This is a genomic window from Rhodococcus antarcticus, from assembly GCF_026153295.1.
Lineage (GTDB): Bacteria > Actinomycetota > Actinomycetes > Mycobacteriales > Mycobacteriaceae > Rhodococcus_D > Rhodococcus_D antarcticus.
The window spans coordinates 2687218-2698941 of the sequence record NZ_CP110615.1 but is presented as its reverse complement, the minus strand read 5'-3'; the positions used below and the strand labels follow the sequence as shown (position 1 = coordinate 2698941).

General features: G+C 74.6%; 11 protein-coding genes and 1 tRNA gene. 8 read left to right on the top strand and 4 right to left on the bottom strand.

Going from position 1 to position 11724, the window contains the following annotated elements:
- The first annotated feature begins 2 nt into the window (after positions 1 to 2).
- From RHODO2019_RS13135 to RHODO2019_RS13105, 7 genes are all read left to right on the top strand, one after another.
- The gene (locus tag RHODO2019_RS13135; RefSeq protein WP_265382209.1) at positions 3 to 662 is read left to right on the top strand and encodes a GNAT family N-acetyltransferase; all 660 of its coding nucleotides are present in this window, start codon (positions 3 to 5) and stop codon (positions 660 to 662) included.
- Positions 663 to 761: 99 nt separating this feature from the next.
- Entirely contained in the window at positions 762 to 1550 is a 789-nt protein-coding gene (gene sepX, locus RHODO2019_RS13130; protein WP_265382208.1) for a divisome protein SepX/GlpR, read from the top strand.
- A 52-nt stretch (positions 1551 to 1602) separates the two neighbouring features.
- Positions 1603 to 1675 (top strand) — tRNA-Ala (locus RHODO2019_RS13125).
- Positions 1676 to 1952: 277 nt separating this feature from the next.
- On the top strand, positions 1953 to 2930 hold the full coding sequence (locus RHODO2019_RS13120) for a CobW family GTP-binding protein (RefSeq protein ID WP_265382207.1): 978 nt from the start codon (positions 1953 to 1955) through the stop codon (positions 2928 to 2930).
- A complete protein-coding gene (gene pcp, locus RHODO2019_RS13115) occupies positions 2927 to 3553 on the top strand; it encodes a pyroglutamyl-peptidase I (RefSeq protein WP_265382206.1) in 627 nt (208 codons plus the stop codon). The genes RHODO2019_RS13120 and pcp overlap by 4 nt, the downstream gene beginning before the upstream one ends.
- 35 nt (positions 3554 to 3588) lie before the next feature.
- Entirely contained in the window at positions 3589 to 4737 is a 1149-nt protein-coding gene (locus RHODO2019_RS13110) for a MalY/PatB family protein (protein WP_265382205.1), read from the top strand.
- 61 nt (positions 4738 to 4798) lie between these two features.
- Complete coding sequence (locus RHODO2019_RS13105) at positions 4799 to 5254, top strand: TspO/MBR family protein (RefSeq protein ID WP_265382204.1); 456 nt, start codon at positions 4799 to 4801, stop codon at positions 5252 to 5254.
- A gap of 136 nt (positions 5255 to 5390) precedes the next feature.
- Here RHODO2019_RS13105 and RHODO2019_RS13100 read toward each other — a convergent pair whose 3' ends face one another.
- The 3 genes from RHODO2019_RS13100 to RHODO2019_RS13090 form a co-directional block, all read right to left on the bottom strand.
- Complete coding sequence (locus RHODO2019_RS13100) at positions 5391 to 6506, bottom strand: methyltransferase (RefSeq protein ID WP_265382203.1); 1116 nt, start codon at positions 6504 to 6506, stop codon at positions 5391 to 5393.
- On the bottom strand, positions 6507 to 7688 hold the full coding sequence (purT, locus tag RHODO2019_RS13095) for a formate-dependent phosphoribosylglycinamide formyltransferase (RefSeq protein ID WP_265382202.1): 1182 nt from the start codon (positions 7686 to 7688) through the stop codon (positions 6507 to 6509).
- 101 nt (positions 7689 to 7789) lie between these two features.
- On the bottom strand, positions 7790 to 8248 hold the full coding sequence (locus RHODO2019_RS13090) for a hypothetical protein (protein ID WP_265382201.1): 459 nt from the start codon (positions 8246 to 8248) through the stop codon (positions 7790 to 7792).
- Between the two features lie 280 nt (positions 8249 to 8528).
- On the opposite strand from RHODO2019_RS13090, the gene RHODO2019_RS13085 reads away from it, so the two are divergent.
- Positions 8529 to 10355 (top strand): flavin-containing monooxygenase, encoded by a 1827-nt coding sequence (locus RHODO2019_RS13085; protein WP_265382200.1) that lies wholly within the window; start codon positions 8529 to 8531, stop codon positions 10353 to 10355.
- A gap of 28 nt (positions 10356 to 10383) precedes the next feature.
- Here the strand turns inward: RHODO2019_RS13085 and RHODO2019_RS13080 are convergent, their stop codons facing one another.
- Positions 10384 to 11577, bottom strand: coding sequence for a cytochrome P450 (locus RHODO2019_RS13080; RefSeq protein WP_265382199.1), 1194 nt, complete (start codon positions 11575 to 11577; stop codon positions 10384 to 10386).
- Between the last annotated feature and the right edge of the window lie 147 nt (positions 11578 to 11724).

Below are 11724 nucleotides of genomic sequence, written 5' to 3'. Positions count from 1 at the left end.
CCGTGAGCAGCTGGGCCGACCGTCCGGAGTCCCGCCACCCGGGCTGGCCCGCGCGGCCCGGTCCGCTGCGGGTGCCGGCCGGAGTGGTGGGCCTGCGGCCGGTGCGGCTGCGCGACGGCGGGGCGTGGAGCACCGCGAGGACCCGCGACGAGGAGCAGCTGCGGCCCTGGGAGCCCACCGGCTCGGGGTCCTGGGCGGCCCGCCACCACACCACCTCGTGGCCCGGGGTCTGCTCGTCGCTGCGCACGGCGGCCCGTCGTGGTGCGCTGCTGCCGTTCGTCATCGAGGTGGACGGGCGCTTCGCGGGGCAGCTGACCATCGGCAACGTGGTGCGTGGTGCGCTCCGGTCGGCCTGGATCGGGTACTGGGTGGCCACCCCGTCCACCGGGGGCGGGGTGGCCACGGCCGCCGTCGCGCTGGGCGTCGACCACTGCTTCGGCGCGGGCCGGCTGCACCGGGTGGAGGCCACCGTCCGCCCCGAGAACCTGCCGAGCCGCGCGGTGCTGGCCCGCGCCGGGTTCCGGGAGGAAGGGCTGCTGCGGCGCTACCTCGACGTGGACGGGCAGTGGCGCGACCACCTGCTGGTGGCCCTGACGGCCGAGGAGGTCCCCGGGAGCTGCTCAGCGGCCCTCGTCGCCTCGGGGCGCGCCGCCTGGACCTGACCGGCGCGCCTGCCGGGGACGTGGTGCTGGTGTGGCTAGCGTGGCGCAGGTGGTGATCGGTCTCGCGGCTGCGGCTGCGCCGGGGGAGGTGGTGTGGTCGTGCAGGACTCGGTGATCGTCGTCGTGCTCGTCGGAGCCTGGCTCGTGGTGCTGGTCCCCATGCTCGCCCGGCACCGCCAGCAGGTGCGGCGCACCGCCGATGCCGCGCTGGCCAGCCGGGTGCTGCACCGCGGGGACAGCGGGGTGGCTCTCGCGGCCCGCCCCGGCCCGGCGGCCGGCCACCCCAGCGACCCGGGCTGGGTGGCGCAGGACGAGCTCGAGCTGGAGGAGGAGATCGTGGACGAGCAGCACGCGCACCAGGACGACGTCGAGGCGGTGGCGGAGCACCTCGGGACGGAGGACGCGCCGCTGGACGAGTCCGAGGGCCACTCCGGGGCGGAGAACGTCCACCGGACCGGCCGGGGCGGTTTCGACCCCCGCGCCGACGCCGTCGCCCGCCGGGCGCGCTACGCGTTCCGGCAGCGCGTCTCGCTGACCCTGCTGGCGGTCGTCGTGGTGACCCTGCTGGGCGCGCTCGTGGGTGTGGGCCAGCTGTGGTGGCCGCACCTGCTCGCCGATCTCGCACTGGTGGGCTACCTGGCGTTCCTGCGTCGGCAGACCCGGATCGAGGAGGACGTCCGCGAGCGCCGCCTGCACCGGATGGGCCGGGCGCGCCTGGGCATCGAGGTCGACTCCGAGCACGCCGAGCAGCTCGGGGGTGTGCCACGGCGGCTTCGCCGGCCCGGTGCGGTGGTCCTGGAGATCGACGACGAGGACCCGGCGTTCGACGAGCTCGAGCCGCCGCTGGCCCCGGCCGAGATGGAGCTGCCGAGGGCCTCCGGCCAGTAGGGGCGTGCACGGCCCGGGGGTTGCGGGCTGCTATCGTCGTACCGCCCCACCGGGGGCTGTGGCGCAGTTGGTAGCGCGCCTCGTTCGCATCGAGGAGGCCAGGGGTTCGAATCCCCTCAGCTCCACCCCGGTCGTCGCAGACCAGCCCGCTGTCCACCCGGACGGCGGGCTGTCGTCGTACCGCGCACAGTTCGCTGTCTTCCTGCGCCACAGCGTGATCGGGGTCGCACACCGAGGGACCGGCGACGGCGCTCGCGGCGCTCACCGCACTCGCGAGGTCGTCGGTCGCCGGGATCGCGGTGGTGGCGGAGCGGTCGGGCCACGAGCGGTTCGGGTTCGTCCCGCAGCGTCCCGGTCCCTGCCCGGTCACGGCCGGGGGTGAGCGCCGCCTACGGTGGCGGGGTGGCTGAGCGTCGTGTTCCCGTCGTCGTGCTCGCCGGGTTCCTCGGGGCCGGCAAGACCACCGTCCTCAACCACCTGCTCCGGACGAGCACGGGGGTCCGGATCGGCGTGGTGGTCAACGACTTCGGCGCCGTGAACGTGGACGCGCTGCTCGTCTCCAGCTTCTCCGCCGACGCCGTGGCCCTGCAGAACGGGTGCGTGTGCTGCGTGCTCGGTGACGACGAGCTCGATGACGTCCTCGGTCGGCTCACCTCCGTCGGGGCCGCGCTGGACGTGGTCCTCGTCGAGGCCAGCGGGGTGGCGGAGCCCGCGGCGCTCGTCCCCCGGGTGGCGAGCGCACCGGGAGCGTCCTTCGGCGGGCTGGTCCTGGTGGTGGACGCCGCCGAGCTCGTCGACACCGCCCGTCGCCACCCGGAGGTCCTCGAGCACGTCGCCGCGGCCGACCTCGTGGCGCTCACCAAGACCGACCTGGCCGACGCCCGTGCGGCCGAGGAGCTCTGCCGTGCTGCGAACCCCACCGCACCGCTGGTGCACGCCCCGCTCGGCGCGCTCGACCCCCGGCTGCTGCTCGACCCGGAGGTGCTCGCCGCCGCCCGGGACCGGCCGGGACGCCAGCTCGTGCTCGGCGAGCCCGACCACGACCGGCACCTGCACGCCGCCTACGAGAGCGTCGAGCTGGTGACCGACCAGCCGCTGGACGGTCGCGCCCTGCTGGAGCTGTTCGACGACCGGCCACCGGGGTTGTTCCGGGCCAAGGGGTTCGTGGACCTGGGTGGCGGGGAGCGGTTCACCCTGCAGGTGGTGGGCCGGCAGGTGGGGATCACCCCCGGTGTGCCCGCCGGTGCACGGGGCAGCGCGATCGTGTGTCTCGGGTCGGGGATGGACCTCGACGTGGTGCGCCAACGCCTGCACGGGTGCGTCGGGGCGAGCGACGAGCGGGCCGTCCGCGCGGTGGCCGGACGGGTGGCCCTGGCGTGACACGTGTGCTCGTGACGGCGTTCGAGCCGTTCGGCGGTGAGACGGTGAACCCGTCCGCGCAGGCCGTGGCGGGGCTGGGCGTGGTCGAGGGGGCGACGGTGACCACCGCTGTTCTCCCGGTGGTCTACGGCCGGGCGTGGGAGGTCCTGCTCGACGCGGTCCGGACCCACGACCCCGAGCTCGTGATCTGCGTCGGCCAGGCCGGCGGCCGCGCGGGGGTCACCCCGGAGCGGGTGGCGGTCAACCTCGACCACGCGCGGGCCGACGACAACGCGGGCCAGCGGCCCACCGAGGCACCGATCGTGGAGGACGGCCCGGTCGGGTACTTCTCGACCCTGCCGGTGGGCGCGATCGTGGCCGCGCTGGACGCTGCGGGGATCACGGCCGCCGCGAGCTCCACCGCCGGGCACTTCGTCTGCAACCACGTCTTCTACCGGCTGATGCACCTGCTGGCCACCGAGCGACCCGGGGTGCGCGGCGGCTTCGTGCACGTCCCCTGGTCCGCCGAGCAGGTGGCCGGGCGCGGAGGTGACCCCGTGAGCCTGCCGCTGGACTCCATCGTGGAGGCGCTGCGGGTGGTCGTCCGGACCTCGCTGGTCGAGCGGGTCCCGCCGCCACCCTGACTCCCACCGGCATCGTCCCCCGCTACCGTGGGACGGTGATCCGGGACCTGACCGACGACGAGGCGCGCGCCGCGCTGCTCTGCAAGTGGGGCGAGGTCGCGACCGACGTGCTGCCCGCCTGGGTGGCCGAGATGGACTACGCGCTGGCCCCCCCGATCACGCGGGCGCTGACCGAGGCGGTGGCCGCCGGCCTCACCGGCTACCCCCGGCTCGGGGTCGGCGGGCCGCTCGGCCGGGCCTACGCCGGTTTCGCCGAGCGCCAGTTCGGCCACGTCGTGGACCCCGAGCAGGTGCTCCCGGTCGTCGACGTCACCGCGGGGGTGCGGCTCGCCCTGGACGCCGTGGGTGCGCGGGGTCCGATGGTGATGCCGGTGCCCGGCTACGCCCCGCAGCTCGACATCGCCGCGATCACCGGCCGGGAGCGCCTCGACCTGGTCGTCGACCCCGACGCCGCGCGGGCCGAGCTCGATCTCGACCTCCTCGAGCGGCACTTCGCGAACGGTGCCCGGTCCCTGCTGCTGACCCAGCCGCACAACCCCTGGGGCCGCGCCTTCACCCGCGCCGAGCTCGAGGGTGTGCGCGACGTCGTGCTGCGCCACGGCGCGCTGGTGGTCTCCGACGAGATCCACGCGCCCCTGGTCCTGCCCGGGGCCGAGCACGTGCCCTACCTCGCGGTCGAGGGCACGGCCGGTCACACCGTCGCGGTGGTGGCGGCGTCGAAGGCGTTCAACATCGCCGGGCTCAAGTGTGCTCAGCTCGTCACCGCCGACCCGTCACTCGCCGAGCGGTTGCGATCGGTTCCCATGGCGCGCAACGACTCCTGGTCGAGCCTGGGGGTGGCCGCCTCGGTGGCCGCCTACGACCACGGCGACGCGTGGCTCGCCGCGCTCCGGGTGCGCCTCGGCGACCAACGAGCGCTGCTGGGCGAGCTGCTGGCCACCCACCTCCCCGAGGCCCGGATGCGGCCGCTGGAGGCGACGTACCTGGCCTGGCTGGACCTGCGCCCCTACGGCCACGACGACCCCGCCGCGGTGGCCCTGGAGCGGGGGAAGGTGCGCCTCTCACCCGGGCACCACTACCACCCCGGGCTGAGCGGGCACCTGCGCCTCAACCTGGCCACCAGCCCCGAGCGGCTCACCGAGATCGTGCGCCGACTGGCCCGGGCGGTCACCGCAACGCCCTAGCTGCTCGTGCGGAGCGGGGCCCCTGATCGCCCTCGCCGGCTGCCTCGGGTAGAACCGGGGCATGGACGCACGACGACTCGTCACCGCTGTCGCCCCCGTGGTCGCGGCCGCCGGGCTCGGGGGTCTGGGTTCCCGCAGGGCCCCGCAGACCTACGCCCGGCTGCGCAAGCCCGGCTGGGCCCCGCCCGCGAGCGTGTTCGGCCCGGTGTGGTCGATGCTCTACGTGGGGATCGGGGTGGCGGGCTGGCGGCTGACCGGCCGGACGGCGCCGCGGGTGCAGGCGCTGCACCTGGCGCAGCTGGCGCTCAACGGGGCGTGGCCGATCACCTTCTTCGGCGTGCAGGACAAGCGGGCGTCCCTGGCGATCATCGCCGCGCTGGACGTCGCGGTGACGGCCGAGATCGCCGCGCTGCGGCAGACCGACCCCGTGGCCGCCGGGCTGCTCGTGCCATACCTGGCCTGGAACCTGTTCGCCAGCGCGCTCAACGCGAAGGTCGGCGACCCCGGCGCGTCCTGACCACCCGCCTGGCTCGGCCGCGCCGCGACAGGTCCCGATCGCATCGTGCAGCCCCCTCCTGGGGCGTTGTGCGCGCACAACGCCCCAAGAACGGCCCCGGAACGACCGTGTGCGCGCACAACGCCGGGGGAGGGGCTCAGCGCGCCACGGCCCGCAGCACCACGAACTTTGCGTTGCTGGCCACCACGTCGCACCCGCCGAACAGCCGGCCCAGCCGCGCGTGGTGGCCGAGGTGCCGGTTGCCCACCACCCACAGCTCGCCCCCGGGCACCAGTGCGTGCCGCGCCTGGTCGAACATCCGCCACGCCGTCGTGTCGCTCACCGCGTGGCCCACGTGGAACGGCGGGTTGCACAGCACGAGGTCCACCGGTCCGACCGCCCGGGTGAGCCCGTCGCCGACCATCGTCTCCACGGGCCGGTCGCCGTGCACCCCGCGCCAGGTGGTCCGCGCCGACTCCACGGCCAGGAACGACGCATCGGTCAGCACCACCTGCGCCTGCGGTGACGCCAGCCCGGCGGCCACCCCGAGCACGCCGTCCCCGCAGCCGAGGTCGACCACCCGGCCGTCGCTGCGGGGCAGGTGCTCGAGCAGGAAGCGGGTGCCGATGTCCAGGTGGTCGGCGGAGAACACCCCGGCGTGGTGCACCACCGTCGCCCCGCCGAGGCCGGCCGGCGCGTCCGCGGGCAGCACCCGGCTGCGCGGCCACGGGTTCGGCGGTCGCTGCAGGCCGGCGTCGACGGTGACGTGGATCAGCCGCGCCTTGCGGGTGGCCAGCGAGGTGCGGGTGGGCCCGACGAGCTGCTCGCAGGTGGCCAGCGTCGAGGTGTGCACCTCCTTGGTCATCCCGGCGCCCACCACCACCGATCCGTCGTGCAGCCGCGGGGCCAGCAGGTCCAGCTCGTGCTCCAGCAGGGCCAGGGTGCGCGGGACGCGGAAGACCAGCACGTCGACGCGCTCGGGGAGCTCCTCGACGACGGAGCGCAGCTCGGCCTCGCGCCCGGCCCGGGCGAGGTTGTGCCACGTCGACTCCCGGGCCACCCAGGAGTCGGACACCGAGACCACCCCGTGCGGCGCGAGCGCGGTGGTCAGCGCCCCCCAGCGGTCGTTGAGGACCACGACCGTCCCGGTCAGGTCCACCTCGCGCAGGTGCTCCAGCAGGAGGGCGTCGGCGGCGTCGAAGGCCCGCAGCCGGGGGTCGTCGGGCCGGCGGGTGAGCTCGAGGTCGCCGGAGGGGGTGCCCAGGACGTCCACTCAGACGGCCCGCGGACGCACGAGCGCGGCGGCCCGGGTGGCCGTGGAGCGGGCGGAGTCGGTGTCGGCAGCGCGGGCCAGGGCCACGCCCATCCGCCGCCGGGTGAAGCTCTCCGGCTTGCCGAACAGCCGCAGGTCCACCCCGGGCAGCGCCAGGGCCTCGTCGACCCCGTCGAACACGATCCCGGTGGCCTCGACCCCGCCGTAGATGACCGCGGACGCCCCGGGACTGTGCAGCGAGGTGTCCACCGGCAGGCCCAACAGCGCGCGGGCGTGCAGCTCGAACTCGTTCTGGTGCTGGGTGCTGATCGTGACCAGGCCGGTGTCGTGCGGTCGCGGGCTGACCTCGCTGAACCAGACGTCGTCGCCCCGCACGAACAGCTCCACCCCGAAGATGCCGCGGCCGCCGAGGTCGTCGGTGACGGTGCGGGCGATGTGCTGGGCGCGCTCCAGGGCGGCGTCGCTCATCCGCTGGGGCTGCCAGCTCTCCACGTAGTCGCCGCGCTCCTGGCGGTGCCCGATGGGCTCGCAGAAGTGGGTGCCGTCGGCGGCGCGCACGGTCAGCAGCGTGATCTCGTAGTCGAAGTCGACGAAGCCCTCGACGATGACCCGGGTGCCGGTCACGCGGCCGCCGGCCATGGCGTAGCTCCACGCGGTCTCCACGTCCTCGTCGCTGCGCAGCGTGGACTGGCCCTTGCCCGAGCTCGACACCACCGGCTTCACCACGCACGGGAAGCCGATCCGACCCGCGGCGTCGCGCAGCTCGTCGAGGGAGTCGCAGAACTCGTAGCCACTCGTCGGCAGCCCCAGGGTCTCCGCGGCCAGGCGACGGATCCCCTCGCGGTCCATGGTGAGCCGGGCCGCCCGGGCGGTGGGCACCACGCGGACACCTTCGGCCTCCAGCTCCACCAGGGTCGGGGTGGCGATGGCCTCAATCTCGGGGACCACCACGTCGGGCTTCTCGGCCTCGATCAGGGCGCGGAGGGCGGCCGGGTCGCTCATGGTGATCGTGCGGGCGTGGTGGGCGACCTGGTGCCCGGGTGCGTCGGCGTAGCGGTCCACGGCGATGGTCTCGACGCCCAGGCGCTGCAGCGCGATCAGCACCTCCTTGGCCAGCTCGCCGGAGCCCAGCAGCATCACCCGGGTGGCGTTCTCCGACAGCGGCGTTCCGATGGTGACCATGGGTGGGCATTCTGCCCCGTGCGTGATTTCTGGAGCCAGGCGGCGAGGTTTCCTGCACACCCGCGCAGCCGATCCTCCAGGCTGCTCCCCAGGACGTACGGCTACCCGCCCCACCGCCCGCGGGCCGACGGCCGATCCGCATGCTCGTCACCGGGATCGTGCTGGCCGTGCTGGCGGTGGTCGGACTCGCCGTCCCCCTCGTGCTGGGCGTGCGCGGCACCGTCGGCGCGGTGTCGAACGCCCTCGACGTCCGCGGTCAGCTCGTCGCCGAGGTCGACGTGCCGGGCCGGACCACCGACTCGCCCGAGCCGGGGGAGCACCTCGTGCTGGCGCTGGGCCAGGGCCTGGTCACCGGCGGGACCGGTGCGCGCTCGACGACGGGTGGGGCGGACACACCAGGCGGGCTGCGCGCGGTGCCGTGCACCGGTCCGGACGTGGTCCTGATCGGGCCGGCCGGTGCCGTCGACCTGCGCGAGCCGGGTGCCGCGACCATCGTCGGCACCAGCACGCTCGACGCCGTCGCCGTGCACTCGTCGACCGTCACGGTCGGGGGCAGCCACACCCTGGACGCCACGGGGCCGGGCACCGCCGTCACACAGGTGGGGATCGGCCCGGCGGCCACGTCGGGGCCGTCGTGCGCTCGGCCGCGACGTGGGTGGCCACGGGGCTGGTCTCCGGGCTCGTGCTGCTCATCTGCATCGGGCTCACCGTCGGCGGCGCGGTGCGCCGGGCCCAGCGGCGCTGACGTCCCGGCGCGCTGCAACCGGCTGCAACCCTGGCGCGAGGGCCACCAGCGGGCGCACTGTGACCGGGAGCACAGTGGCACCCCCAGGAGGCACCATGAGCCAGACCCTCGACCGCCCCGCCGACGTGGCCGCCGATCCCGCCCAGGCCCGGGTGGACCAGTGGCTCGGCGCCTTCGAGGCCGGTCTGGCCGCGGGTGAGGTCACCGCGCTGTTCACCACCGACTGCTACTGGCGAGACCTGGTGGCCTTCACCTGGAACCTGAAGACCGTCGAGGGCCGCGAGCAGGTGGCCGACCTGGTCTCCGCCCGGGCGGCCGACACCGCGGCCACCGGCTTCCGCACCCTGGAGCCCGCGGCCGAGGACGGCGGCGTCACCACCGCCTGGATCGGCTTCGAGACCGCCGTGGGCCGGGGCAAGGGCCTGCTGCGCCTGAAGGAGGAGGACGGCGAACAGCGTGCGTGGACCCTGCTCACCACGCTGTACGAGCTGAAGGGCCACGAGGAGCGCAAGGGCACCGAGCGGCCGATGGGGGCCGAGCACGGGGCCGACCGCGACCGGCTGAGCTGGGCGGAGAAGCGCGAGCAGGAGGCGGCCGAGCTCGGGTACACCACCCAGCCGTACGTGCTGGTCGTCGGCGGCGGGCAGGGCGGGATCGCCCTCGCGGCCCGGCTGCGCCACCTCGACGTGCCCACCATCGTCATCGACAAGCACCCGAACCCCGGGGACCAGTGGCGCAGCCGCTACAAGAGCCTCTGCCTGCACGACCCGGTCTGGTACGACCACCTACCCTACCTCGACTTCCCCCGCACCTGGCCGGTGTTCTCGCCCAAGGACAAGATCGCCGACTGGCTCGAGAGCTACACCAAGATCATGGAGTTGAACTACTGGAGCTCGACCCGGGCGACCAGCGCGCGCTACGACGAGGCCACCCAGACCTGGGTCGTCGAGGTCGAGCGCGACGGAAAGGCCGTGGTGCTGCGCCCGACCCACCTGGTGCTCGCCACCGGCATGTCGGGCAAGCCGCTCGTGCCGGACTACCCCGGCCGCGACGTCTTCGCCGGCGACCAGCACCACTCGAGCGCGCACCCCGGCCCGGACGGCTACGCGGGCAAGCGCGCCGTGGTCATCGGCTCCAACAACAGCGCCTTCGACATCTGCGGGGCGCTGTGGGAGAAGGGCGTCGACGTCACCATGGTGCAGCGCTCCAGCACCCACATCGTGAAGTCGGCCTCGCTGATGGACCTCGGCCTGGGCGACCTGTACTCCGAGCGCGCGCTGGAGGCGGGGATGACCACGGAGAAGGCGGACCTCACGTTCGCCTCGCACCCGTACCGGATCATGCACGAGTTCCAGATCCCGGTGTACGACGCGATCCGGGAGCGCGACCAGGACTTCTACGACCGGCTCGAGGCCGCGGGCTTCGACCACGACTGGGGCGACGACGGCAGCGGGCTGTTCATGAAGTACCTGCGCCGCGGCTCGGGCTACTACATCGACGTCGGCAGCGCGGAGCTCGTCGCGGACGGCAGCGTGCACCTGGCGCACGGCCAGGTCGACCACCTGACGGAGTCGTCGGTGGTGCTGGCCGACGGCACCGAGCTGCCGGCGGACCTCGTCGTCTACGCCACCGGCTACGGCTCCATGAACGGCTGGGCCGCGGACCTCATCGACGAGGAGACGGCCGACCGGCTCGGCAAGGTGTGGGGTCTGGGCTCGGAGACGACCAAGGACCCCGGGCCGTGGGAGGGCGAGCAGCGCAACATGTGGAAGCCCACCCAGGTCGAGCACCTCTGGATGCACGGCGGCAACCTGCACCAGTCGCGGCACTACTCGCTCTACCTGGCCCTGCAGCTCAAGGCCCGGGCCGAGGGCATCCCGACGCCCGTGTTCGGCCTGCAGGAGGTGCACCACCGGGCGTGATTTCTCGACCCAGGAGGCGAGAAATCGTTCACAGGCGCAGGCGCAGCTCCTGCAGCCCCCGGATCACGAACTCCGGGCGCCGCTGCGGGAGCTGCGCCAGCTCCATCCCCGGCAGCCGCACGGCGAGCGCGCCCAGCACTGCCTGCAGCTCGATCCGGGCCAGCGGGGCACCCAGGCAGTAGTGCAGCCCCACGCCGAAGCCGAGGTGCGGGTTCGGGGAGCGGCCCACGTCGAGCGCGTCCGGGTCGGAGAACACCGCGGGGTCGCGGCCGGCCGCCCCCAGCAGCGCCGCCACGGTCTCGCCCCGCGCCACCGCCACCCCCGCGACCACCACGTCCCGGGTGGCGGTGCGCTCGAACAGCTGCAGCGGGGAGTCGTAGCGCAGCAGCTCCTCCGCGGCCCGCGCCAGGTCCGCCCCGGCCACGATCCGCGCCCACTGGTCGGGGTGCTGCAGCAGGGCCAGCACCCCGTTGCCCACCCCGTTCACCGTGGCCTCGTGCCCGGCCATGAGCAGCAGCGCGCAGGTGGCCACGAGCTCGTCGTCCGACAGCCGCCCGTCGCCGTCGGCCTGGGCGGCGATCATGTCGCTGACCAGGTCGTCCCCGGGCTCGGTGCGCCGAGCGGCGACCAGCTCGCGCATGGCCGTGACGAAGTCCGCCGCTGCCCGCTCGGCCGCGACCTGCTGTGCCAGGGGCGGGTCGGGCTCGTACAGCCGCACGATCGCGTTGGACCACCCGCGCAGCGCCGGCCGCACCGGCGCCGGAACCCCGAGCAGCTCCGCGATGACCTCCACCGGCAGCGGGGCGGCCACGGTCTCCAGCAGGTCGGCCTCCGCACCGTCGCGCAGCGGCTCGGCCAGCTCGTCGACCAGCCGCTGGGCCAGCGCCTGCACCACCGGTCGCAGCCGCTCCACGTGCCCGCGGCCGAACGCCCCGGCCACCAGCCGCCGCAGCCGCGTGTGGGTGGGCGGCTCGGACTCCAGCAGCGAGTTCCGGTGCAGCAGGTTGAACGCGGGGAACTCCTCGGCCGGCTCGCGGTCGCTCCACAGCCGGCCCATGCCCTTGTCCCGGAGCACGGCCGAGCAGGCGGCGTGGCTGAGCGCCACCTTCTGCCGGAAGCCGTCGTGCCACTGGAGCTCGCCGGTCGCCCTCGCGGCGGCGAACGCCGGGTACGGGTCGGCGAGGAAGGCGGGGTCGGCGACGTCGAACAGCGGCGTGGTCACCGGAGCATCTTCGCAGCCACCCGGGGACTGCCCGGCCGTCGTGCTGGGCACCCCGGCCGGTCCCCGCGTCGGTCGTTCCCCGCCGGCGTCGCCCGGGTGCAACGCCGTGTCCGCGGTCACAGCGAGCCCGCTACAGTCGATCATCTC